Annotated in this window: 19 protein-coding genes and 1 pseudogene; 14 read left to right on the top strand and 6 right to left on the bottom strand. The window is 62.7% G+C overall.

Annotation, left to right across the window (positions count from 1 at the left end):
• Positions 1 to 9: 9 nt before the first annotated feature.
• From traU to M0209_RS06490, 10 genes are all read left to right on the top strand, one after another.
• Positions 10 to 1,029, top strand: coding sequence for a conjugal transfer pilus assembly protein TraU (traU, locus tag M0209_RS06535; protein ID WP_258889584.1), 1,020 nt, complete (start codon positions 10 to 12; stop codon positions 1,027 to 1,029).
• Positions 1,026 to 1,772 carry a type-F conjugative transfer system pilin assembly protein TrbC gene (trbC, locus tag M0209_RS06530; protein ID WP_258887480.1) on the top strand — a complete coding sequence of 249 codons (747 nt, stop codon included), beginning with the start codon at positions 1,026 to 1,028 and terminating at the stop codon, positions 1,770 to 1,772. Before traU ends, trbC begins: the two co-directional genes overlap by 4 nt.
• Positions 1,772 to 3,640 (top strand): conjugal transfer protein TraN, encoded by a 1,869-nt coding sequence (locus tag M0209_RS06525; protein ID WP_258889583.1) that lies wholly within the window; start codon positions 1,772 to 1,774, stop codon positions 3,638 to 3,640. The genes trbC and M0209_RS06525 overlap by 1 nt, the downstream gene beginning before the upstream one ends.
• Positions 3,640 to 4,014: a hypothetical protein gene (locus tag M0209_RS06520; protein ID WP_258887479.1), complete on the top strand. Its 375-nt coding sequence runs from the start codon at positions 3,640 to 3,642 to the stop codon at positions 4,012 to 4,014. The genes M0209_RS06525 and M0209_RS06520 overlap by 1 nt, the downstream gene beginning before the upstream one ends.
• Positions 4,015 to 4,129: 115 nt before the next feature.
• The gene (locus tag M0209_RS06515; RefSeq protein ID WP_258889582.1) at positions 4,130 to 4,888 is read left to right on the top strand and encodes a conjugal transfer protein TraF; all 759 of its coding nucleotides are present in this window, start codon (positions 4,130 to 4,132) and stop codon (positions 4,886 to 4,888) included.
• A complete protein-coding gene (locus M0209_RS06510) occupies positions 4,888 to 6,354 on the top strand; it encodes a conjugal transfer protein TraH (protein ID WP_258887478.1) in 1,467 nt (488 codons plus the stop codon). The genes M0209_RS06515 and M0209_RS06510 overlap by 1 nt, the downstream gene beginning before the upstream one ends.
• A gap of 37 nt (positions 6,355 to 6,391) precedes the next feature.
• Positions 6,392 to 9,589, top strand: a complete 3,198-nt coding sequence (locus M0209_RS06505; RefSeq protein WP_258887477.1) for a conjugal transfer protein TraG N-terminal domain-containing protein — start codon at positions 6,392 to 6,394, stop codon at positions 9,587 to 9,589.
• Between the two features lie 28 nt (positions 9,590 to 9,617).
• Positions 9,618 to 10,706, top strand: coding sequence for a lytic transglycosylase domain-containing protein (locus M0209_RS06500; protein ID WP_258887476.1), 1,089 nt, complete (start codon positions 9,618 to 9,620; stop codon positions 10,704 to 10,706).
• 72 nt (positions 10,707 to 10,778) lie between these two features.
• A complete protein-coding gene (locus M0209_RS06495) occupies positions 10,779 to 10,991 on the top strand; it encodes a DUF5818 domain-containing protein (RefSeq protein WP_258887475.1) in 213 nt (70 codons plus the stop codon).
• A gap of 64 nt (positions 10,992 to 11,055) precedes the next feature.
• Positions 11,056 to 12,366 carry a hypothetical protein gene (locus tag M0209_RS06490; RefSeq protein ID WP_258887474.1) on the top strand — a complete coding sequence of 437 codons (1,311 nt, stop codon included), beginning with the start codon at positions 11,056 to 11,058 and terminating at the stop codon, positions 12,364 to 12,366.
• A gap of 445 nt (positions 12,367 to 12,811) precedes the next feature.
• Here M0209_RS06490 and M0209_RS06485 read toward each other — a convergent pair whose 3' ends face one another.
• The 6 genes and pseudogenes from M0209_RS06485 to M0209_RS06460 form a co-directional block, all read right to left on the bottom strand.
• Positions 12,812 to 13,507 carry a FadR/GntR family transcriptional regulator gene (locus M0209_RS06485; protein WP_258887473.1) on the bottom strand — a complete coding sequence of 232 codons (696 nt, stop codon included), beginning with the start codon at positions 13,505 to 13,507 and terminating at the stop codon, positions 12,812 to 12,814.
• A gap of 23 nt (positions 13,508 to 13,530) precedes the next feature.
• A complete protein-coding gene (locus M0209_RS06480; RefSeq protein ID WP_258887472.1) occupies positions 13,531 to 14,457 on the bottom strand; it encodes a Gfo/Idh/MocA family protein in 927 nt (308 codons plus the stop codon).
• The gene (gene araD1, locus M0209_RS06475; RefSeq protein ID WP_309547052.1) at positions 14,454 to 15,434 is read right to left on the bottom strand and encodes an AraD1 family protein; all 981 of its coding nucleotides are present in this window, start codon (positions 15,432 to 15,434) and stop codon (positions 14,454 to 14,456) included. The genes M0209_RS06480 and araD1 overlap by 4 nt, the downstream gene beginning before the upstream one ends.
• A complete protein-coding gene (locus M0209_RS06470; RefSeq protein ID WP_258887471.1) occupies positions 15,431 to 16,972 on the bottom strand; it encodes an aldehyde dehydrogenase (NADP(+)) in 1,542 nt (513 codons plus the stop codon). Before M0209_RS06470 ends, araD1 begins: the two co-directional genes overlap by 4 nt.
• A gap of 15 nt (positions 16,973 to 16,987) precedes the next feature.
• Positions 16,988 to 18,769 (bottom strand): IlvD/Edd family dehydratase, encoded by a 1,782-nt coding sequence (locus M0209_RS06465; RefSeq protein WP_258887470.1) that lies wholly within the window; start codon positions 18,767 to 18,769, stop codon positions 16,988 to 16,990.
• Positions 18,769 to 19,342, bottom strand: a pseudogene (locus tag M0209_RS06460) (hypothetical protein). Before M0209_RS06460 ends, M0209_RS06465 begins: the two are co-directional and overlap by 1 nt.
• Positions 19,343 to 19,426: 84 nt before the next feature.
• On the opposite strand from M0209_RS06460, the gene M0209_RS06455 reads away from it, so the two are divergent.
• From M0209_RS06455 to M0209_RS06440, 4 genes are read left to right on the top strand one after another with little or no spacing between them, the layout of a single operon-like run.
• On the top strand, positions 19,427 to 20,806 hold the full coding sequence (locus tag M0209_RS06455) for a sugar MFS transporter (RefSeq protein ID WP_258887469.1): 1,380 nt from the start codon (positions 19,427 to 19,429) through the stop codon (positions 20,804 to 20,806).
• A 21-nt stretch (positions 20,807 to 20,827) separates the two neighbouring features.
• Positions 20,828 to 21,700, top strand: coding sequence for an SMP-30/gluconolactonase/LRE family protein (locus tag M0209_RS06450; RefSeq protein ID WP_258887468.1), 873 nt, complete (start codon positions 20,828 to 20,830; stop codon positions 21,698 to 21,700).
• The gene (locus M0209_RS06445) at positions 21,697 to 22,599 is read left to right on the top strand and encodes a 2-dehydro-3-deoxygalactonokinase (RefSeq protein WP_258887467.1); all 903 of its coding nucleotides are present in this window, start codon (positions 21,697 to 21,699) and stop codon (positions 22,597 to 22,599) included. Before M0209_RS06450 ends, M0209_RS06445 begins: the two co-directional genes overlap by 4 nt.
• Entirely contained in the window at positions 22,586 to 23,248 is a 663-nt protein-coding gene (locus M0209_RS06440) for a 2-dehydro-3-deoxy-6-phosphogalactonate aldolase (protein WP_258887466.1), read from the top strand. The genes M0209_RS06445 and M0209_RS06440 overlap by 14 nt, the downstream gene beginning before the upstream one ends.
• The last annotated feature ends 4 nt before the right edge of the window (positions 23,249 to 23,252 follow it).

The following is a 23,252-nucleotide window of genomic DNA, read 5'->3' as shown; positions in this document are numbered from 1 at the left end:
TCGCTCATGATGCGATGGCGGGCATTGTTCGCCGCATTGCCGTTCGCTCTGCTGTGCGCGAGTACCCCGGCGCAAGCGGGGGGCGTGCCAGGATCGTGCACCGGCAAGTTCGTCAATCCGATCACCGACGTCTGTTGGGGGTGCCTGTTTCCGTTATCGGTCGGCAAACTGCCGATCTGGCCGAGCGCGCGCCCCGATACCGACAATAATCCGGCGCTGCCGATATGTCTGTGCGGCGATCCGGTGCCGCGCATCGGCGTTGCAGTCGGCTTTTGGGAACCGGTCCGCCTCGTCGATGTGAGCGTGAAGCCCTGGTGCTTCCCCAATCTCGGCGGGATTTCGATCAAGCCCGGCTTCGACATCGGGCGTGGCACCTACACGACGACCAACCAGATCGGCGGAGCAGGGCAGAACGCCGCCAAATACAACGTCCACTGGTATATCTACCCGCTGCTCTACTGGATGGAGATCGTCGCCGACTTTCTCTGCCTCGAGCAGTCGAGCTTCGACATTGCCTATGTCACCGAGATCGACCCGCTCTGGCAGGACGATACGCTGACGATGCTCATCAATCCGGAAGCCGCGGTGTTCGCCAATCCGGTCGCGACGCTCGCCTGTGCCGCCGATTGCGTGGCCGCGACCGTCAAGCGCCCGGTCGATGCCTTGTTCTGGTGCGCGGGCTGCCAGGGCTCGATGTATCCGATGAACGGCAATATCGGCCATCATCTGAACCCCATCCAGTCGTCGCGCCTCGCCGCATCGCGCATGGCCTACAAGATGCACCGCGAGCTGCTCGCCTGGGGCACAATGGGCGCCCAAGGCCTTTGCAAAAAATACCCGATGCCGATCCTCAAGAAGCAGCAATACCGCTTCCAGATGGTGAACCCGTCACCGATGGTCAAAGGCAAGTTCGCCTGCTCGATGATCGGCGTCTCCGACCTCAAACCCGGCGTCGGTCGGGTCTGGCCGGTCGTCGGCGAAGACTTCGGGTATCTCGTCTGGCGCAAACGCAATTGTTGCGCGCTATGAACCGGAAATCGACGCTTCTCATCGGCGGCGCCGTCGGCCTGTTCTGCACCGCGGCCGTGTTGGCCCAGACCGGCGCCAACCCACTCGCAGGTCTCGACGTCCAGGCGATCCAAAGGCGCGCCGATGCGACGGCTGCCGACGCGCAAGCCTTTGTCGACGAGATCAAGCGCCGCACGGATGCCGTGGCGGGGGATGCGCGCGAAACGGCGGCAACGGGTCAGGGGAACCATCGGCGCTACGTCGATGCGGCAGGCAAAGCGCCGGGGGCCTCCGAGCTCGACCGGATGATGGCCGATGTCACCGGCAAGGCGCAAACCGGCGACGCACCGCAGTTCATCGTTTTCGTCTCGCTGTCGATGCCGCCTGAGAGCCTCAAACCGCTTATTCGCGATGTCAGCAAAGCCGGCGGTACCATTGTCTTTCAAGGATTCCCCGGCAATTCGATCAAGGCGTTCCAACAGGGCATCGCGCGGGTCGTCGACCAGGGTCAGGAGGCCAAGTCGATCGGCATCGACCCTCGTCTGTTCCGGGCGTTCAACGTGACGACGGTGCCGGCGTTCGTCGTTGTCACGTCCGATTTCGACCTGTGCGACGGGTTCGACTGCAAGACCGCGACGCCGCCGCACGATCGGCTCGCAGGCAATGTCACGGTGCCCTATGCGCTCGAAAGTTTTGCGGAAGGCGGCGGACCTGGCGCCAGGATTGCGGCAACGGCGCTCAAGCATCTCGGTTCGGGTGGGTGATGCGCCGCGCATTGAGCCTCGGCCTGCTGCTTGCGCTTGCGTCGCCCGCGATCCCCGTAATGGCGCAGATGCAGGGTGTACGCGACGACGCCAGAGTTTTCGGCACCGCCGCAACGACGGCAGCGCAAGGCACCGCTGAAACCGAACAGACAGCGATCGACAATCTGCCGGGTTATCAGGGCGCGAACGCGCCCGAGCGAAGCTATGAAAACAATCCCGGCGCGCTGGAAGCCGCGCGGATTGGTGCGGCGCGGACCAATCCCGGAGCCATCCTCGTCATCGACGGCAATGCGATCCGTCCCGTCGTGCCCGCCGCCCAGGTCGACGAGACCGTCGCGCGCGGCGAGATCATCAACCAGGATCCCGCGACCTATGCGCGCGGTGTCGATCCACAGGGGACGACGGGGCAGTGCGTCGAGTTGCCGCCGTCGACGAGTTCGGCAGGGACGTTCGAGGCGACCTGCAATTCGGGGTCGAAAATCGTCGACGAGGTGCGCAGCTGTGCACCCGCGCTCGTGCCGACGACGGTCGACCAGACTTTTTACGACTATTGGGTGTCCGACGATCGTTTCGGACCCAACGGCGTGCCGGTGATGTCAGGGTTCGCGGCGATGATCCAGTCAGGACAATGCGTCGCGCTTCCTGAATATCTGCCGGTGTGCGATACCCAGATTGTCTATGGTGCCGGCGGCAGCGACCCGCAGGCCTATCTGCAGTTTTGTCGACCGCGGGTGGTCGGGAACGCGCAACGCTACACGTGCTCGAACCAGGTACCGACACCGTTCGGCACCAATCAACCGTTCCCGGCGGTCGCCACAGGCCAGCTGTATTTCGCGACGCAAACACGCAGCACGACGACCGTGGCGCGCGACGATGGCGTCTGTTCGGCCCTGTCGACCGATCCCGATTGCAGCTTAACTGGGCCGGAAGTCTGCACCGATTCCAGCCCGCAGACGCGCGACATGGGCGGAACGCTGATCACGCAGCCCTGCTGGGCGTGGAAGCGCGACTATCAGTGCAAGACGATCACCCGCGGCAACGACTGCACCGACCTCGACAACAACCCTGCCTGTCGGTTCGACCGCACCGAATGCCTCGACGACCCGAGAGCAGGCGCGTGCAAGGTCGAAGAGCGCATTTACACGTGTCCGATTCCGGCCAGCGCGACTGATCCCAAGCAGTTCGTGTGCGGCGGCGATGTCTATTGCATCGGTGGCGATTGCGAGGCGGTGACGCGCGAGGCGTCGGACGAATTCAAGGATGCCGTGGTCGGGATGGAATCGCTCGCGCAGGCGAACCGCGAGTTCAGCGACATCGACTTCAAGCTGTTCAAGGGCACCGCGATGAGCTGCCACAAGCCGATCTTCGGACTGGTCAATTGCTGCGCCGGCAAGACATCGGGACTGATTCCGGTGGCGACAGGCTTTGCCGCGCTCGCCGCAGGGCCCGCTGCGATCGCGGGGCTGGCAACGCCCTTTCTGACGCTGTTCCTGTGCGGGCCGAAGGAAATGGAGCTCGACGTCCGCGACCGTATGGGTCTGTGTCACACGCTTGGCTCGTGGTGCTCGGAATCGTTTCTCGGCATCTGCACGACCAAGCGCCGCAGTTCGTGCTGCTTCCTGTCGAAGCTGACGCGCATCCTGCAGGAGCAGGGACGCGACCAGCTGCGCAAAAGCTGGGGAACGCCCAAGACTCCTGACTGCGCGGGCTTCACCATCGATGAATTTGCGGCGCTCGACCTGTCCAAGATGGATTTCACCGAGGTCTACAAGGAATTCATGGACGCGGCGAAGGTACCCAACGAGGCCGCTGCCATGACCGATATCCAGGCCAGGATCCGTGCCTATTATGCGCGCAGGGGGCCGTAATGGAACCGAGGAGCGTCACGGCCATCGATGCCCTGGCACCGATTCCCGAGATCTCGGTCGTCGAGCTGGCGGTCGTCATTTGCTTTACCCGTCGTCCGGGGAGCGACGTCGCATCGGTCGTCGCGGAGATTGGCCGCTGGTTCAACATCAGCCTTGTCGAAAGCGACATATCGAATGCGCTGCGACGGTTGATCCACCGCGAGTGGCTGACGACCGATGGCATCGCGCTCCACGCCACCGAAGCGGCGCGCGACAAAGCCGAGCTCGCGGCGCGCGGGATCGTCCAGCTCATCTACCGCGATCGCTATTTTTTTGACGTCGGAAAGCTCCTCGACGTCACGCTCATAAGAGAGGACCGTCCCGATGCTGAATAGATCTCGCCAGCTTGCGCTTGTCGTCATCATGGCGTCGATGCCGTTATCCGCGCCCTTGTCCGCGCAAGAAGCCGCCGACCCGTCATCGATCGCCCTGACGACCGAGGTTGCCACGATGGCCCCGCCTGTGTCGCATGAGCGCGGGTGGGATGAGGACGAAAGGCAGGGGGGCGATCTTTATTGCCGTCGCAAACTCGGTACTTGGTTCTATTGCGACAAGCCGAAGGCCAGACCGCGAGAAACGTTGCCGCAAGCAGCACCGCGACAAACGGCAGATGCGCAGCTGAAGGCGATCGGGCATCAGCTCGACGAGCTGAAGGCGCGCGCGATCCTTGAGCCGACCGAAGCCAATGTGCTCGCCTATGTGCGCTTCCAGCGCGCGCAGCTCGACCGGTCGTCGACCTTTGCCGATGTCTGGCAACGCGCGCTCTGGCAGAACCCCGACGTCGATTACACGCTGCAGCGTCCGGTCTCGACGGTTGGAAAGCGCGCGTGGCTCGACAATCGCTCGGCCGCCCGCACTGCGGCGATGGCGCATCTGGCACAGCGCTATGGCGTGTTTTATTTCTATGCGCAGAGCTGTGCTGCCTGCGACATCCAGTCGCCGATCCTGAAGTCGGTCGCCGACAGCAACCGTCTGTCGGTGGTTGCGGTCTCGATGGACGGCGGCCCCAGTCGAACCTTCCCCAATTATGTGGTCGACAGCGGCCAGCGCGAACGCATGGGACTTGTCGGCAAGGCCACGCCCGCGCTTGTGCTGTTCGACACGCTGACCCGGCGACCGATCCCAATCGGAACCGGGCTGATGGCCGCCGACGAAATCATCGACCGGATTTTCGTGCTCACCAACACAAAGCCCGGGAGTGATTTCTGATGGCCGATTTACGCAGCACCCCGCGGCGTATCTTTGCCCGAATAGCGGCAACGCTTGGCCTTGTGGCGGCTTTCAACGCGAGCATTCTGACCCCAGCCCATGCCAATGTCGGGCAGGACATGCAGGCCTATTTCGACGATGCTGGGGGCCGCGCCAATGCCACCGGGCCCTCTGCGTTCCAGGGCCAGTCGGCGGGATATTATTCGGGGGGCAATATCTGGACGCGCTTCCCGCAGAAGTCGATCCAGCCCTTCAACCTACAGCTGCCGCACGCGCGCGCCGGCTGCGGCGGTATCGACCTGTTCGCGGGCAGCTTTTCCTTCATCAATACCGCCGAGCTGGTCGCGATGCTGAAAGCCACCGCGAACAATGCGATCGGCTTTGCCTTCCAGCTCGCGATCGAAGCGATCAGTCCGCAGATATCGGGCGTCATCAAGGACATGAGCCAGAAGCTCCAGCAGATCAACCAGATGAACATTTCGAGCTGCGAGACTGCGCAGGGGCTGGTCGGCGGGTTGTGGCCGAAGATGGAGACGACGCGCTCGACGATCTGCGAAGCGGTCGGCAACAGCCAGGGACTGTTCTCCGACTGGGCTGCGAGCCGTCAGGGCTGCAACAATGGCGACAAGCGCGACCAGACGATCGCGGCCAACACCAATCCCGAAATGAAGGACCAGCTGATCGGCGAACCGCACAATTTTACCTGGGATATTCTGAACAAGAGCCCGCAATTTCAGGGATACGACCAGCAGTTCAAGGAAATGGTCATGACGATCATCGGAACGGTGGTCACCAAGCCCTCGCCCGACAAGACCAAGGGTACGATCATCCAGAAGTTCGGACCCGGCGACGATTCGATCGTCGAAGCCTTGCTCGACGGTACCCAGTACCAGGGCGTCAAGGTCGATATTCTGAAGTGTAACGATGCCGAATGCCTCGACGTCGGGACGCAGCGCCTGTTTATCGATACCAATCAGGCGATCCGACCGCGGGTACGGGCCATGCTGCTCGACATGGTGCTGCATATCCAGGCCGATACAGCGATCACCGATGCCGAAAAGACGTTGCTCAACGTCGCGAGCCTGCCGCTGTACAAGATCCTTGCCGTGCAGGTGGCGTCGCGTTCGAGCATTGTGGGCACCGGCGAGGTCGACACGCTCGCCGAGTTGACCGCGATCGATCTCCTGCAGTCGATCATGAACGATGTGCTCGGCAAGTTCGACATGGCCAAGGTAAGCCTCGTCAAGGCTGACGAGAACAGCGCGGCGGCCTGGGCGGCGCAGGTCCAGGGGGTCCGCGCCAAATTCGCGCAGCGCGAAATCCGCAATGCCCAGCGCGTCGAAGTCACGATGCGCGTCATCGATCGCACGGTACAGCTCGAATCGACGCTCCAGAACAGCATGTCGCCGGGCATGTCGGCGGCGCTCAATTTCTCGCGCGGGCTGAACGCGCAGGGGCTCCAGTAATGGGGCGCCAGTAGGGTAAAGCGGGAAGGGGCGGACAATGCTCGAACTCTTCACGATCGGCGGCGGCGAATACATCGTCAACGTGATGAACGCGGTCGCGGCATGGACCGGTGGCGGCGGATACAAATCGCTGATCCGCGTCGTGCTGGTGATGGGACTTATTTACACGCTGCTGATCGTCGCGTTCAATCTCGACTGGCGGGCGTGGATGAACTGGTTCCTCCAATCGACGCTGATCTATCTGTGCCTGATGGTGCCGACGGTGACGGTCAAGGTCACCGACCGTGTCAATGCAGGTCTCGCGCCGTCGGTTGTTGCCAATGTGCCACTGGGGCTCGGGCTAATCGCGAGCTTCACGAGCCAGGTCGGCGACTATCTGACGCGCGAGGCCGAGACGGTGTTCGTGATGCCCGCGCAGCTGCAATATTCGTCGAATGGGATGATCTATGGATCGCGCCTCATGGAAGAGACCCGGCAAATCCGGATCAACGATCCCGAATTTGCCGCCAACATCAACGAGCACATGAAGCGCTGCGTGTTCTACGACGTCATGATGGGCTTCAAGTCGATGGACTCGCTCGCGCGGTCGCCCGATCTCTGGGCGGATATCGGCCCGGGAAGCCCGGCGCGGTTCCAGACGTTTCTGACCCGCAACGGCAACGGCCCCGGGGCGACGACGGCAACGGCGGTCATCTCATGCCGTGACGCCTATGCTGCGCTGACACCTCAGTGGCAGCAGTTTCTGACCGGCTTCAACCTGCCCTGGGCGAAGCACCTCTATCCCAATTACGCAAATGCGGTCGCACAGGCCAAGCTCGCTGCGGACCTTCCGGTAACTTATCAGGCGTTCACCGGCAATGCGGCCAACGCGTTCGCGATCATGCGCCAGAGCCTGGCGATCAACGCGTTCATGCAGGCGCGCGACGATATGTCGGGCGGGACGGGGGCTTCGTCGATCGACAGCTTTGCCGCCACGAGAGCCGACCTGCAGACGCGCAATACCTACTCGGCGATCGCACAGGGTGCGATGAAATGGGTGCCGATCCTGAACATCGTATTGACTGTCGTCTTTTACGCGATGTTCCCGGTGCTGTTTCCGCTCTTCCTGATACCCCGCACCGGCGTCGGAGCGCTGAAAGGCTATGCGACAGGGTTTTTCTATCTGGCAGCCTGGGGACCGCTTTACGTCGTCCTTCACATGATCCTGCTGAGCAAGGGGCTGTCGTCGGGTAACGCCATCGCCGCGGGTGGGATGTCGCTCGGCAGTTTTGCCGGGATCGGCGCGATCAACGACGAGACCGCAACGCTCGCCGGTTACATGATCGCGACGGTGCCGTTTCTTGCCGCAGGCATGGCCCGCGGCGCGATGGCTATTGCAGGGCAGGCGACGAGTTTTCTTGCCCCCAGCCAGAACGCCGCCGAGGCGGCTGCGCTTGAGGCGACGACGGGCAACTATGCCTATGGCAACGCCAGCCTCGCCAACGCCACGGTCAACACGCAGAGCCGCGACCAGTGGAACGCGCAGCCCAATTTTGCGAGCGGTGCGCCTGCCTTCTCGTTCAGGCAGCCCAATGGCACGATTTCGACGCTCAATGCCGATGGCTCGGTCGTCACCAACCAGCAGCCGGCGATTTCGAGTTTCGAATGGAAGCCGAGTTTCACCAAAGGCAATTTGGGCGAACTGCGCGAGACGGTCGGCCAATTCCAGAACCAGTCGACGCAGGCTCGTGAGCATGCCAGCGAGGCCTGGTCGGCGGCGAACACGCTTGGCAGTCAAATTTTCAAGACCGTCCAAGCTTCGCGGGGCAGCGAGACGACGACGGGAAGGCAGCTGCAGGATTCGATCACCGAGTCGCAGAATCTTACGCGCAGCTGGTCCGATCGCCTCGTCAATGACTATGGGTTTGATCGCCGGTCCGCCGACGAACTCGCTCGGTATTCTTATCTCCAGGGCTCTGCCGATTTGGGCGTTGGCGTGCCGATCCCCGGCATCACTGCTGGCATAAATGCCAGCGTCTTGAGCCAAGAATCGCGTAACAGATTGTCAGGCGCCAGCGTCAACGAGCGCATCTCAAAAGGTTTGGATTTCCTCAATTCGGAAAGCACGAGCGACAACGCGATACGCTCGCGCGAGAGCTTCTTCCGCGCCGCATCGACGAGCGGCAACTCAGAGCTAGAAGGGCTAACCCGCCGTCGTGATGCGAGCGTCACCCAGGCCGAGACCTTCACCCGCGAAGCCGGTCGTCTCGAAGAGGTCGGGAAGCGCTATGACCGCCAGATCAGCGACATCGAATCCGGCGGCTTTCAGACAAGCCGCGATTACAGCCAGAACTGGCAGAGCTTTGTCGCAAGCGAAATGGCGCGGAACCCCAGCTTGCGCGATTCCGGCTATGCGACCTGGATGCGAGATGTCGATCTCGACGGCGGTCGGCCGATCGGTCCACAGCGCGATGCCCGCGATGTCCTCGAAAACCGCTTCCGGCGCTCGTTCGTCGATGACATGCGCCGAGAGCTTGGCCCGATCGATCCCCTTGCCTCAAGCGGTATCGCTGCCCCTTCGGTTGCCAATGCTGCCGATGTGCAGGCGTGGGGCCACCGACAAGTCGGCGACGTCAACGGATCTGGCCCCGACGTCATTGTCCTTCGGGATTCGCGCGATACGAGTTTAAGCGCATTGGTGGGTGATCGGATCAGCGGTGCCAACGATCGCATGGATGGTCGTCAGCGCGACACGAATTTAAGCAACGGTTACATCCACCGGCAAGGCGATGCGCTGTCGGGGGATGTCGGCGCGGCGCAGGATTTGCCGCTCGGGCGCACTATGCCATTCGTCGCTCCCATACTCGACCGGATGAACGCCACCCACTTCGATGCCACCAACTATATTCGCGCAAACGGCGTAGGGGTGAAGCCCGGTGTGACTGTTACGAGCCTCGACAAGCATATGCAGATGCCGATTGCTTCGGTCGCGACGGAAAGCCGCGCGCTGGGGCTGACCGCTCCCACGATCACTTCAGGCACCGATGGGCACCATATGGATGGTTCGCTTCACCCTGACGGCGACGCCCTCGATTTTCGCGGTAACAATCTGACGATTACGCAGGGTCGCGCACTTCAGGACCGCGTCCGCAACGCGCTGGGTCGGGATTACGACGTGAAGTTCGAGACGTTCCGCGATCCGAGCCGCAATCATTTGCACATCGAATACGATCCGAAACCAACGGGCCTCAGATGAACGTCACTGAATCAAAAGGTTTATCGCGATGATCACCCCGAAAATGCCAACAATAACGCCTGACCAGATGAGATCGCTCCGGCTTGTTGGTGAACGCTTAGTAACAGCATGGTACCGCTTCCAAGCCAAGCTGTTCGGATTGCCTGGGTTGCCAGGGTCCTGCATGGGGTTGAGGCTCATTTCAAATCTCCATCTTTCTTCTAACAGAAATGGAGCGGAGCAGCAATTCAGCCGACTAAACTGGTTCAGACTTCCGGCAGGAATTTTGGCAGCCCTAGTTCTGACGACGCAAGCGTCCGCGGTCGACGCGCGCGCACATCGCACTGTCGTATTGATCGATTTCTTGCGACCAGCGGTAGGCGCTGTTCCGACGGAAAACACCGAAGCGATGTTGAGCCCTAAACTCAGCGACGTTGCGCGCGCAATGGCCAGCGAGTTCACCGGCGCTGCGCTTGATGATGCGAACGAAACTGCTCGATTATCGATGCCAACGTCGTTCGCAGTTAGCGGCGCAGCTGCCCTTCGAAACCCATTCACGCTTTATTCTCTGCCATTTGATCGCACGCTGACCGCCGCGTCCGCTGGCGGGGTCGGCGATTGTGTCATGCCTATGTATCGGCCCAGCCTCGCATTCGGCCGCGCCGCTGAAGAACGCCGGCGCATATTGTTCCCACTCGTCCATCGCGCCGCGTGCGAGGCTGGGCTGCCTGTCGGGCTCTTCGACGCACTGATTATGAAGGAGAGCCGCTACCAATCCGCTGTAACTTCCCCAAAGGGAGCGTTTGGCCTTGCCCAGTTAATGCCGGGGACGGCGCTGCAACTTGGCGTCGATCGCTATACCCTCTTAGAAAACCTGCGCGGCGGGGCACGTTACCTCAAGCAGCATGTCGACCGGTTCGGTCGCTACGATCTAGCGCTTGCGGCCTATAATGCGGGGCCAGAGCGCGTCGAGCGACGCTGGCGGGTGCCCGCGATTGCCGAGACACAGGATTATGTCCGCACGATTATTGGGAATTGGACGGGCGCGCCGATGACGGTTGCACCTGGCTCGCCGCAGTCGATTTTGTTTCGCCACGCGCAGTTGGTGTTTGCGCCAGCCCGGGCCACAAATTTTTGAGGCGTTACAAGTCTTTCCGCTGCTCTAAGGTGGGCGCGAGGCCCAAGTCGGGGTCGAGTCCTCGGAGCACCCATGCCTGCAACCGGCGAAACCGAACTCACTGGGCGATTGAAGGCGGGTCGGCACGGCTTCTTTCTCGAAGACGCCAATGGGGTCCGATGGGCGCTGAAAATCGACCGCAGCGCGCGCGACTTTCTCGGCCAGCAAATCACGGTGATCGGACACAGATCGGCAAAACTAGTCGATGTGCACCAATATACAGCAACAGCGCCGGATACCCTCTAACTTCGCGCGCTCGAATAATGGTCGACGCCGAAATCGGCATCGATGCGGCGGTAGGGCCAAGCGCATGTGGCTGATTGATCGCCACGGCGATGGCTTGGAACAAACGCGGATCGAGATTCCAGGCGCGCTCAGCCAAACGCTTCGACTCTGGTACGACGGCAGCGGAACCGATGCCGACGAGGAGGCGTCGATCATTCTCGTGCAGCAAGCCCGCCGAAGTCGCAAGTGGATAGCCTGCAGCTGCCAGGGCCAAGGCGAAAAGCCCCCGTTGATGTCGCCGGCGTTCCTTGCGATTGCCGATACCTATTATCTTCGAAGATTGACGGGGCGCGGGAGGGCTCGCCATCGCACCGACTGTCCGTATTTCAGGGAGCAAGCACCGCCCCGCATCCGCGAGCGTCTTACATCCGCGACGCATCGCAGCCCCACCGACGGCTATTTCGAAGTCTTGAAGCCGATCCCCGAGCATCTGGCACAAGCCCCGAACTCGACCGCGCCTGACGATCGCACGCGGGGCGCCAGCGTTCCCCGTCTCGCTCGTCTGATCTGGGAATTGCTCGATGCCGCAAAGCGCAATGTCATTTTGCCGATTGCATCGACGGAACAGAAGTCGCGGTCGATCACGGGCGAGTTTGCAGCCATTCGCGCTGCGTCAAAGCGGATTTTCGTGGCGCCCGGTATCGCGCTCTCTGACGTTCTGTACACGCATGCCGATGCTTTTCTCAAAGGGCATGTCTTCGGCCATCTGAAATTTCTCGAGCGTCACTGGCCTGGCGGTCACGCGCCCCAAGCCTTTCTGATCCTTTATACTCAGTCGGTACGGGGGAATACACTCCATTTGGCCGACGGTCGGACGATGACGACGACAAGTCGTGTGCTAAGCCCGTCAACGCGCGCCCGCGCAATACATGGCCCGTTCCTCACGCTTGTCGTCGTCGGCAAACATCCAGATGACCAACGGTACAATGCCATCGGTGCGTATGCCCAGCCAATCCATAGCGGCATGCGGTTTCTGCCGGTAAAATCAGATGACGATCGCATTCTGATCAAAGCACTCGACGCCGCCCGCTGGCGTCTGCATCTGCGCGGCCTTAACGTTCGGGTCGTGTTCCCGCTCTTCGATGCCCCGATTGCGAACGAATTCATCCGGCCAGACTTCGTAATCGACACGTTCGATCGACTCACCGGAGAACTGCAGACCCTCGTCATCGACGAAGCTCATGCCGCTGATGGCTCGGTCTCCGATGCAAGTTTACGCCGCCGTGAACTGCTGGAGATGATCGGGACTGTCGTTTCTCGAACCCCTAATTTCGCTGAAAACATCGATGAGATTCTGAACATTGCTTTGTTTCCAGGCGGGGGCGATGGGAATTGAGCGAGCGCGGAGGGTTGCGGTGCGATTGGAAGCTGTTGAACCCTGAGCTTAGCAGACGAAATGGGCTAGAAGTTGGACCTTGCCGACAGTCCGGCTTTTGACGCCACGCTTGGGCGGCCGCCGTCCGTTCAAATTATGATACCAGGTCCGCTTGGTGTCCAATCTCGGTCGTTAAGCGGCCCGATCCCCATTCCCGAAAGCGCTCGTCCGTTCATGACCGAATTGAAGATTTGCTGAACGGCCGGAACCGGGCTTGATTATCGTTCCAGACTTTTGCGAACGCTATGCGGTGTTGGCAGACGCGAACAGCTGCGTCGGCACGACGTCTCGCCTGTTGACGGGCAGTGCCGGCCTATTGCCGACAGGCAGTCGAGCGTAAGGGGTCGCGAAGCCGCCGGCCCCTAATACTTTGATTAATAGCAGGACGCGACCAGACCTGAGACCTTCAGGGCAAGGTAGCTACAGTGTCTTCGAACGCCAGGCGCAACAACTCGTCCATCTCGCCGTGCGCCCGATCGGCGTCGGATGCCTCGATGGCCGCGAAAACGGCCAGATGCTCGGGCAAGGGATCGCGCGGCAACAGCTGATGCCGCTGCTTGTAGCGCGTCGTCCAGTCGACGGCGGCGCCAACCGAACTTGCAAGCGATGCCAGCGCCGGATTGTGAGTCGCCTCGAGGATGGAGCGGTGAAATTGTTGGTCGGCGGTTCGCCCGTCTTCCGTTGACAGGCCGTAGCGTTCCATTGCTGCCAGCGATTGCCGCATGGCCTCGACCTGTTCCTCCGTACGGCGTCGCGCAGCGAGCGAGGCTGCGGCAGGCTCGATGATCCCGCGCAGCTCGAAAAGGCCGCGGACGAAGTTTACATCCGGCTCGCCTGAAAACGTCCAGGCAAGCACATCGGGATCAAGCAGGTTCCAGCGGGCGCGGGGTGTCACATGCGTTCCCGCTCGCGGGCGGCTTTCGAGCAATCCCTTGGCGACGAGGATGCGGATGGCTTCGCGATAAGGGGTGCGCGAGACGCCGAGCGCAAGCGATTGCTCGATCTCTCCTTCGAAACTGTCGCCCGGCCGGTATCGTCCGCTCAGGATGGCAGTGCCAAGCGAGCGGGCGATCGCCTGATGAATACGCTCAGCCTTGCCCAATCCTGAACCCCTGATCAGTACGTCTAGTCGAGAAACGGGTCGGTGGCCATCGACCGGCCCCGAAGAAACGCGTCGGCCACAATCTGCAGCGGTGCAAGATCGACATCGCTCTCGCAGGTTCGGATAAGGTCGACGAATCGGCGATAGAGGCCGGGATATTCGGCCTCCCGACCGATGTCTTGAGCGACGCCGTCGATCGTCGCCTCATTGCCGCCATTCGAGAGCACAAGGGTTCCGGCGGCTCTGTCGATGGCGATATCCCACGTCTGCGGGCCGGTCTGGCGAAAGTCGAACTCGGCCGCAATCGGTACGCCACCGGCCGTTTCCATGCTCAACCGCGCGGCAATGGGCGCTTGCCGGTTGCTTGGCGTTTCGAGCTCGGCATCGATCAGGCGCACCGGCACGCCGATGATTTCGGTCAGGATCGACAGTGCGTTGATGCCGGGGTCGAACACGCCGAACCCGCCGGGTTCCCAGATCCAGTCCTGTCCCGGATGCCAGTGGCGAACGTCCTCTTTCCAGTCGATTGTGACTCGTTCGAGGGCGTGGGCCGCGACCCATGCCTTGGCGGTGGGTACGGCGGCGGCATAACGCGAATGCCAGCTGGCAAAGAGTGTCTTACCACGTTGGGAAGCTAGCGCGACCAGTGCCTGCGCCTCCGACACCGTCGCACCAGGGGGCTTTTCGAGGAAGACATGCTTGCCTGCGGCAAGCGCTGTCCGCGCCGCATCGTAACGCGCTTGCGGCGGCTGACACAGCACCACCGCGTCGAGGTCGGGTTCGCCGCCGAGCATCGCGGCGAGATCAGGGTAGTTGTTCACGTCCTCTGCGGTCGCGTTGCGACTGGCGACGGCGACCAGATCGATGCCTTCGGTGGCGGCAATGGCGGGGAGATGCTGGTCGCGAGCAATCTTGCCCAGCCCGACCAGTCCGAGGCGAATGTTCGTCATAACGCGCGAACTTCTACCGGCGCGCAGGCGGCTTCGCGCACCAGGAGGTTACGCACCGGCAGCCGGAAGGCGTCCGCCTCGATCTCGAAAATGTCGCCGTCCTGCGTGGTCACGCCGTCGCTGAACGAAAGGGTGGCCGTGCCGAAGAAATGGACATGCACATCGCCCGGGCGGCAGAAATGCGCGCATTTGAAATGATGATGTTCGAGGTTGGCGATGCTGTGCGACATATTGGCCTCGCCCGACAGGAATGCCTTTTCCCACAGTACCTTGCCGTCGCGCAGGATCCGGCTGGTGCCGCGCACGCTGTCGGGCAGATCGCCGAGCAGCAGTTCTGGACCGAGCGCTGCCTGCCGCAGCTTCGAGTGCGCAAGCCACAGATAATTGGTCCGTTCGACGACATGGTCCGAGAACTCATTGCCGAGGACGAAGCCGAGCCGGACCGGGCGACCATCCGGGTCGATCAGATAGACCCCCGCAATCTCGGGCTCCTCGCTCCCGTCTTCGGCAAAGCCGGGGGCAGTGAGCGGCGCACCCGGCGCGACGAGGATATCGCCGTCGCCCTTGTAGAACCACTCAGGCTGGACACCGATCGCACCGGAATCGGGCTTGCCGCCCTCCATCCCCATCAGGAACATCCGCATCGAATCTGTCAGTGTCTCGCCCGCCGCCGCCGCGCGGTGCATCTTGTCGCGGCCCTCGGCGGAGCCAAGATGCGTGAGGCCGGTCCCCGACACGAGCAGGTGCGCCGGGTCGGCATGGTCGATGGGACACAAAAGCGTGACAGTGGTCAGATCGATCGCGTCATTGGCGCGCTGCTGCGCGAGCTCACGCAGCCCGACGCCCGACGACAACGCTTGCAGCGCCAGCTCGCGCGTCGAAGACACACCTTCGAGCCGCCACGCCTTGCCAGCTTCATCGAGCGCGGCAACGCCCCGCGTGCCGCCTTGCTCAAACTGTAACAGCGACCGCATCATGCCGCTTCCCGTACGCCATTGACCCGGCGCGGGAGGCGTAAAGGGTTCGCCGCCTGCAGCGCGGGCGGCAACAGTACATCTGGCATGTCCTGAAAACAGACCGGGCGCAGGAACCGGATCATCGCCAGCGTGCCGACCGACGTCGTGCGACCGTCGGACGTTGCCGGATAGGGGCCACCGTGGACCATGGCGTGGGTAACCTCGACGCCGGTCGGCCAGCCGTTCGCCAGCACGCGACCCACCTTGGCTTGCAGCAGCGCAAGGATCGGCGCGGCGTCCGCGACATCCTCGGCGTCGAGCTGCAGCGTCGCCGTCAGCTGGCCTTCGAGATCGGCAATCACTTGAGCCACCTCGTCCAGATCGGTGCATCGAACGACCAGCGACGACACGCCGAACACTTCATGGCCGAGCGAGCGATCCGCAATGAATTGCGCTGCCGTCGTTTCGAACAATGCACCGGCACCCACCCGCTTTGCCGCCGCGTTACTGTCTAGCGCAGCCACGCCTGCCGTAAACGCAGCATGTATGCCGGGGGTCAGCATCACCGGGGGCGGTGCCGCAGCAAGTGCCGCCGAGGCCGTCGCGATAAAGCGGTCCAGGGCAGGGCCGTCGAGCGCGATCACCAAGCCCGGATTGGTGCAGAACTGACCGGCACCCATGGTCAGCGATCCTACAAACGCCGTGCCCAGCGCTTCGGCGCGCGCGGCAAGCGCGGCGGGCATCAGGACCACGGGATTGATGCTGCTCATTTCCGCATAGACGGGGATGGGTTCGGGCCGTCGGCGCGCAATTTCGACCAGGGCGAGGCCGCCGCCGCGGGAGCCCGTGAAGCCGACAGCCTTGATGCGCGGATCGGCGACAAGGGCGCCGCCGAGCGCATTGCTGCTGCCGGGCAAATAGGAGAATACGCCCTCAGGCAGGCCGCACGACTGGACAGCCGACCGGATCGCTCGCGAGACGAGTTCGCCTGTGCCGGGATGGGCCGGATGCCCTTTGACGACCACCGGGCAGCCCGCCGCAAACGCGGCCGCCGTGTCGCCGCCCGCGACTGAAAAGGCGAGCGGGAAGTTCGACGCGCCGAATACCGCGACCGGCCCCAGCGGCAGGTTCATCCGGCGCAAGTCGGCGCGTGGCGGCGTGCGGTCGGGCAGCGCAGTATCGATCACTGCGTCCAGCCATCCGCCTTCGCGCACCTCGGCAGCAAACATCCGCAACTGGCCGGTCGTGCGGCCACGCTCGCCCTCGAGCCGCGCACGAGGCAGGCCCGTTTCCATCATCGCCGTTTCGATCAGGACATCGCCGATCGCTTCGATCGCGATAGCCACGGTCTCGATGAAGGCAGCGCGGGTATCGGGTGCGAGTGCCCCGAACGCACCAGAGGCTTCTTCGGCCAGCGCGCAAGCCTCGGCCACGTCGGTTTCGTTCGCCTCGGCAAAAGGCTGCGGAAGTTCAGCCCCGCTTGCAGCCTCGACCGCGTGAAATACGGCGTCGCGCCGCACATCGCGCGTACCGATCAGAATTGAGCCGTCGACTGTCACGCTTATACTCCGAAATCAGTGGTTGTCGCGCGGAAGGCCGCGGGTCTGGGCAATGCGCTGAAAATCTTCGGCGCCTTCGAGGATCGCCCCGGTTTCCATCTGGCCGACAACCTCGCGCTGGATGGCCTGCCACGGAGTTTGCGATACCGGATAGGGATAGCCGCCCTTTGCCTCGAGCGTCGCTCGGCGCGCCGTCAGTTCGGCGTTGTCGACCAGCACATCGACCGTGCCGCGCTTCAGGTCGATTCGTACCCTGTCGCCCGACACCAGTAGCGCCAAGCCGCCGCCCGCTGCCGCTTCGGGTGAGGCGTTGAGGATCGAGGGACTCCCCGACGTGCCCGATTGCCGCCCGTCGCCCAGACACGGCAGCGCGGCCACGCCCTCGCGCAGCAGATAGGCGGGCGCGCGCATATTCACGACTTCGGCAGCCCCCGGATATCCGACGGGTCCCGCCCCGCGCATGACGAGCAACGTCGTCGCATCGATGGCCAGCGCCGGATCGTCGATGCGCGCATGGTAATCCTCCGGCCCGTCGAACACGATGACCGGTCCCTCGAACGCATCGGGATCGGCGGGGTTCGACAGGTAACGTGCGCGGAATTCGGGTGAGATCACGCTGGTCTTCATCACGGCGCTGTCGAACAAATTGCCCGACAGAACGAGGAACCCGGCGTCAGCCAGAATCGGCGTCGCGAAGGGCCGGATGACCTTCTCGTCTTCGATGGCAACGCCCCGGCAGTTGTCGCCGATAGTGCGTCCGTTAGCGGTCATCGCCTCTTCGCGGATCAGCCCCGCTTCGATCAGCTGGTTCGTGACCGCCGGCACGCCGCCCGCACGGTAATAATCCTCGCCGAGATATTCGCCGGCCGGTTGCAGGTTGACCAGCAACGGTACTTTATGGCCGTGGTCCTGCCAGTCGCGCAGCGCCAACTCGACACCCGTGTGCCGCGCGATCGCCGCCAGATGAATGGGCGCGTTGGTCGATCCGCCGATTGCCGAATTGACGACGATGGCATTCAGGAATGAGTCGCGCGTCATGATGTCCGACGGTTTCAGGTCTTCCTCGACCATCTCGACGATGCGCAGGCCCGTGCGATACGCATTTTCCTGCCGGTCGCGATAGGGCGCGGGAATGGCAGCCGAGCCAGGGAGCGACATGCCCAGCACTTCGCACAGCGAATTCATCGTCGTCGCCGTGCCCATGGTGTTGCAATAACCCGTCGAAGGTGCCGACGACGCCACCAGCTTGATGAAGCCCGCATCGTCGATTTCGCCGCGGCTGAGCATTTCGCGCGCCTTCCACACGATAGTGCCGCTGCCAGTCCGTTCGCCCTTATGCCACCCATTGAGCATCGGCCCGACCGACAGGGCAATGGCGGGCAGGTTCACCGTTGCGGCGGCCATCAGGCACGCGGGCGTCGTCTTGTCGCAACCGATGGTCAGGACCACCCCGTCGAGCGGATAGCCGTAAAGCACCTCGACCAAGCCGAGATAGGCTAGGTTGCGGTCGAGCCCGGCCGTCGGGCGTTTGCCCGTTTCCTGGATCGGATGGACAGGAAACTCGATGGGTATGCCGCCTTGTTCGCGGATGCCGTCGCGCACACGCTCGGCAAGCACGAGGTGGTGGCGATTGCACGGGCTGAGGTCAGACCCCGTCTGGGCAATGCCGATGATCGGGCGGCCCGAGCGCAACTCGTCGAGGCTGAGCCCGAAGTTCAGATAGCGCTCTAGATACAGCGCCGTCATGTCGGTATTCGCCGGGTTGTCGAACCAGGCAGCGGAGCGGCGTTTCGGCATTATTTACTCACTGACAGGCGATAGATCATCGCGTGACGATAGGGTTTGCCGGGATCTACTCTTGCCGACCGCTGTACCATCGATAAAGTTGCGCGCGTAAAGCTGCACGCCCGGCTCGGTTGTCAGCACTTCGAGAACCCGGCCAGAGGCCGGGTCTTCGAGTCGTGCGGCGAGCATCGGCGTGGCGGCCTGCCCTTTGTCGAGCACGAAATTATGGTCGTAGCCGTGCCCGATAAATCGGGCATTAGCGATCCGGTTGGCGGCACAGCCGACGGTGACGCCGAAATAGGTGTGCTTGGACTCGTAATCGGCGGGTGTTTCCTGGCCCAAAACGACATCGGCTTTCCGCCCCTGCCGGTCGGGCGCGACCAGAGATTGCAGCGTCGCCCCGTATTTCAGAGTGCGCGCCGGAAGTCCTTTGGCGTTGCTGAGCGTGTTCACCTCAATGGCGGTACCGGCCTTAAGCTTGCCAGCCGAGGCTCGCGCCGAGGTTGCCGCCAGCAAAGACCCTGTGTGGGCGAGCGCAAGGCAAAGCGCCAATACCATCGACCGGGATTTTTGCGAACCTGCCATCTTCTGCTCCCCTCCTCCTTGACCACCAATCCTTGGCGTTATACTCATACAAATACAATAAGTTTCGGGTGAGGAAAGATCGGAATGGCAAGCGCGGCGGGGGATTTCGGAGGGAAAGGGTCATCGAAACTGGCGACCGCGCTCGTTTTCGTGACCGCGTTGTTCTTCATCTGGGCGTTCGTCACGAACCTAATCGACCCGCTCGTGAAGAGCATGAAGGTCATCTACACGCTCACCGATTTCGAGACGCAGCTGAATCAGTTCGCGTTCTTCATCGCCTATGGTGTGATGTCGATTCCCGCGGCCTGGTATCTGTCGCGGCGGGGCTACGCCAATTCGATCGTCCTCGGCCTGATCGGCGTGGTCGCGGGGTGCCTGATCGCCTGGTCGACCAGCTTTTCGCACAGTTTCGTCACCGTCCTGATCGGCCTGTTCGTTGCCGCATCCGGGATCACGCTGTTGCAGGTCGCGGCCAACCCTTTGATTGCCTCGATGGGCGACCAGAAGAGTTCGCACTTCCGTCTCAATCTCAGCCAGGCGTTCAACTCGCTGGGTGCCTATGTCGGCGGGATTTTCGGCGCGACCTATCTGCTCAAAGGCGACTTGTTCGAAAAGGACGTCGTGCTGACCGATGCGCTGAAGACCGAGGGCCTGTCGTTCGTAACCGAAGTCTATTTCCTCATCGCCGTCGCGCTTGCGGTATTCATCGGCGCGGTATTTCTGGTCCGCAAGACGATAGCGGACCACGCTCCGGCCATTCCCGATAAGGTCGAATCGCCCTTGTCCGCGCTAAAGTCGCGCTGGGCCAATCTCGGCGCGGTTGCGATCTTCCTTTATGTCGGGGCGGAGGTCTGCGTCATTTCGGGCATGATTTTCTTCCTCGAACAGCCTCAAATCCTCGATATTCCCTCACAGATCGCCGGCTATGTCGCGCCTGTTTTCATGTTGCTCGCTATGGTTGGGCGTTTTGGGGGCAGCGTGCTGCTTCGCCGCATTCCTGCCACCGCCATGCTGGCGATAGTTGCTGCAGGCGCTTCGATCCTGTGCATCATCGTGATGGCAACCTATGCCACAGCGGCGACGCCACTGGGCGGGAGTGTGACGCTGCCGGGCGGGCATGTCTCTCCGCTGACGATGGGCTTCGTTCCCGCGCTCGCGGCGATTTTTCTCGGCCTGTTCAACTCGATCATGTTTCCCACGATCTTCACGTTGACGCTCGAGCGGTCGAGCGCACCTGCCTCGGCGACATCGGGCCTTATGTGCATGGCAATCTGTGGCGGCGGCTTCATCTCTATCCTGTACGGGGCAGTGATTGACATGTTCGCCGACAGCGTGCCGGTCGGTGCCCGGTCGCTGGCGTTCGTCGTGCCGCTTGCCTGCTACATCTACGTTCTGTGGTTCGCACGCGCGGCGCGCCATGCTCCGACGCACGCGATCGAAGAAGGCTTAAGTGGTGGTCATTAGTGCTGTGGCGACTGGACGCGCATGAGCATCGAGTTGCGTCTCGTCTGGCCGCTTGGCGCACTGCTTGGCGAAGGCCCGGCCTGGCACGCCGAACAGGCTGCACTGAAATTCGTCGATATAAAAGGCGGTCGCCTCCATCACCATGAGCCGGTGTCGGGAAGCCAGCAAACGATCGAATTGGGCGGACAGCCAAGTTTCGTTGTTCCGGCCAGCGACGGATCGCTGTTGATTGGATCCGGCAACCGCATCCTGTCTGTCGAGCGTAACGGCACGTCTCGTACCATAGTCGCCGAAATCCCCATGCCAGCGCATAACCGAACCAACGACGCGACCGTCGACGAGAAGGGCCGGTTGTGGTTCGGCACAATGGACGACGAGGAGCGCCAGCCGACTGGCGCGCTCTGGTGCCTCGATCGCGGCCGGTTGCATCGGCTCGGTGGCGAGGCTGTCGTGACCAACGGCCCTGCGATTACCCGTGACGGCCGCACGCTCTATCATGTCGATTCGGGCAACCGCACGATCTGGCGCTATACCATCGGGGACGGGCCGAGCATTGCAAGCGGGGAGGTCTTCCTGCAGCTGACCGAGGCCGACGGCCATCCCGATGGCGTGGTGCTCGACAGCGAAGATTGTCTGTGGGTCGCGCTCTGGGACGGCTGGGGCGTGCGCCGCTATGCGCCGACCGGCACGTTGCTCACGACGGTCGCGCTGCCGTGCGCACGCGTAACCAAGATCGCCTTTGGCGGCGCGGACTATAAAACTGCCTATGTTACGACGGCGCGTGTCGGCCTGGATGCGGCAGCATCGGCGGCGCAGCCACTGGCCGGCGGACTATTCGCCTTTGAAGCCCCGGTGGCGGGCAATGCGCTCCCGACAGCAAGGCTTTCGCCATGACGTGGCGGGCGATCGGGGACTGGGGGACCAGCCATCTTCGCCTCTACCGTGTGCAGGAAGCTCGCGTCACCGAACGACGTGATGGCCCGGGCATCGGCGCGCTGCCGGGCACGCCCGCCGAAGCGCTGCGCGAGGCCCTTGCCCCATGGGTGGTGAATGGCTCCCCAGTCGCCATTACGCTATGCGGCATGGCGGGCGCGCGGAACGGGTTGCACGAAACTCCCTACATCGACTGTCCAGCAGGGGCGGATGACTGGGCAAGGGCGATCCATGCGTTCGAGTTCGACGGCGCCGCGCTGCGTATCGCGCCAGGTATGGCCTGCACCAGTGGCGAAAGCGGTCCTGATGTCATGCGCGGCGAAGAGACGCAGATTTTCGGGGCGCTGGCGATCGATCCCGGCATGCGCGACTGCAACATTCGCTTCGTGCTACCGGGCACGCACAGCAAATGGGTGCGGATTGAACAAGGGAAGATTGTCGATTTCCGGACATGCCTGTCAGGCGAATTATTCGCCCTGCTTCGCGGTTCCTCGACGCTCCTGAATTTGGGCAGTCCCGAAACGCCTGCCGACGAGCCACTAGGTTTTGCCGACGGCATCGACCGGGCGGCGAGCGGCGCGGGTCTTGTCGGTTCCTTGTTCGAAGCGCGCGCGCTGCAACTGCGCGGCGGCCGGTCAGCGAGTTGGGCGCTCGGGTTTCTGTCGGGGCTTGTGATCGGCAACGAAATCGCCGACCTGCGTGACGCCGATGGTCTGCCGAACGCTGTAATCCTGATCGGTGCCGCCGATCTGACCGCGCGCTACAAGCAAGCCCTTCGTCGTTTCGGCGTCGCGGCACGGGCCATGGACGGCGACGCATGTGCAAGGCTCGGACTGGAGTTGCTCGATGCGCACCATTGACGAGGTACTGGCAAGCGGTGCGCCACCGATCGTGGCAATCTTGCGCGGCCTGAAACCCGCTGAGGCCATATCAATTACCGATGCTTTGGTAACCGCGGGCATCCGGCTGATTGAGGTACCTCTCAACTCGCCCGATCCGTTCGCCAGCATCGCCGCGATGCAGGCCGCCTTCGGGGACCGGGCGCTAATCGGGGCGGGAACCGTGATCGACCTGGCCTCGGTAGATCGCCTCGTCACAACCGGTGCGAAGTTGATGGTGACCCCGAACACCAACCCGGAGGTCATTGCTCATGGTATTTCGGCCGGGCTGGAGGTCATGCCGGGTTTCTTGACGGCCAGCGAGGCCTTCGCCGCCATCGGCGCGGGTGCGCGACACCTCAAACTGTTCCCGGCGTCCGCGATGTCGCCCGCCTATCTCAAAGCGCTGCGTGAGGTTATCGACCGCCGGATCGGACTCTGGGCTGTAGGCGGTACGGATTCCACGGACCTCGCGGCTTGGCTGTCGGCTGGGGCCGAAGGGCTGGGCGTTGGGGGCGCCGTTTATCGACCGGGTGACGACGCGGACGCGGTTGCCGCGAAGGTAGCAGGTCTCGTGATGGCATGGTCAGCGGCCGCACAACCTCGACCCAGATCCCAACAGAAGGCGTAGTGGA

Origin of the sequence: Sphingomonas sp. SUN039 (genome assembly GCF_024758725.1) — a bacterium.
In the GTDB taxonomy this organism is placed as follows: Bacteria; Pseudomonadota; Alphaproteobacteria; order Sphingomonadales; family Sphingomonadaceae; genus Sphingomonas_O.
This window is presented reverse-complemented; position numbering and strand designations above follow the sequence as displayed.

What these genes read in the sequence shown, in the direction of transcription:
- traU (WP_258889584.1), top strand. Translation starts at nt 10, where the DNA reads ATGCGATGGCGGGCATTGTTCGCCGCATTGCCGTTCGCTCTGCTGTGC.
- trbC (WP_258887480.1), top strand. Translation starts at nt 1,026, where the DNA reads ATGAACCGGAAATCGACGCTTCTCATCGGCGGCGCCGTCGGCCTGTTC.
- M0209_RS06525 (WP_258889583.1), top strand. Translation starts at nt 1,772, where the DNA reads ATGCGCCGCGCATTGAGCCTCGGCCTGCTGCTTGCGCTTGCGTCGCCC.
- M0209_RS06520 (WP_258887479.1), top strand. Translation starts at nt 3,640, where the DNA reads ATGGAACCGAGGAGCGTCACGGCCATCGATGCCCTGGCACCGATTCCC.
- M0209_RS06515 (WP_258889582.1), top strand. Translation starts at nt 4,130, where the DNA reads ATGGCCCCGCCTGTGTCGCATGAGCGCGGGTGGGATGAGGACGAAAGG.
- M0209_RS06510 (WP_258887478.1), top strand. Translation starts at nt 4,888, where the DNA reads ATGGCCGATTTACGCAGCACCCCGCGGCGTATCTTTGCCCGAATAGCG.
- M0209_RS06505 (WP_258887477.1), top strand. Translation starts at nt 6,392, where the DNA reads ATGCTCGAACTCTTCACGATCGGCGGCGGCGAATACATCGTCAACGTG.
- M0209_RS06500 (WP_258887476.1), top strand. Translation starts at nt 9,618, where the DNA reads ATGATCACCCCGAAAATGCCAACAATAACGCCTGACCAGATGAGATCG.
- M0209_RS06495 (WP_258887475.1), top strand. Translation starts at nt 10,779, where the DNA reads ATGCCTGCAACCGGCGAAACCGAACTCACTGGGCGATTGAAGGCGGGT.
- M0209_RS06490 (WP_258887474.1), top strand. Translation starts at nt 11,056, where the DNA reads ATGTGGCTGATTGATCGCCACGGCGATGGCTTGGAACAAACGCGGATC.
- M0209_RS06480 (WP_258887472.1), bottom strand. Translation starts at nt 14,457, where the DNA reads ATGACGAACATTCGCCTCGGACTGGTCGGGCTGGGCAAGATTGCTCGC.
- araD1 (WP_309547052.1), bottom strand. Translation starts at nt 15,434, where the DNA reads ATGATGCGGTCGCTGTTACAGTTTGAGCAAGGCGGCACGCGGGGCGTT.
- M0209_RS06465 (WP_258887470.1), bottom strand. Translation starts at nt 18,769, where the DNA reads ATGCCGAAACGCCGCTCCGCTGCCTGGTTCGACAACCCGGCGAATACC.
- M0209_RS06455 (WP_258887469.1), top strand. Translation starts at nt 19,427, where the DNA reads ATGGCAAGCGCGGCGGGGGATTTCGGAGGGAAAGGGTCATCGAAACTG.
- M0209_RS06450 (WP_258887468.1), top strand. Translation starts at nt 20,828, where the DNA reads ATGAGCATCGAGTTGCGTCTCGTCTGGCCGCTTGGCGCACTGCTTGGC.
- M0209_RS06445 (WP_258887467.1), top strand. Translation starts at nt 21,697, where the DNA reads ATGACGTGGCGGGCGATCGGGGACTGGGGGACCAGCCATCTTCGCCTC.
- M0209_RS06440 (WP_258887466.1), top strand. Translation starts at nt 22,586, where the DNA reads ATGCGCACCATTGACGAGGTACTGGCAAGCGGTGCGCCACCGATCGTG.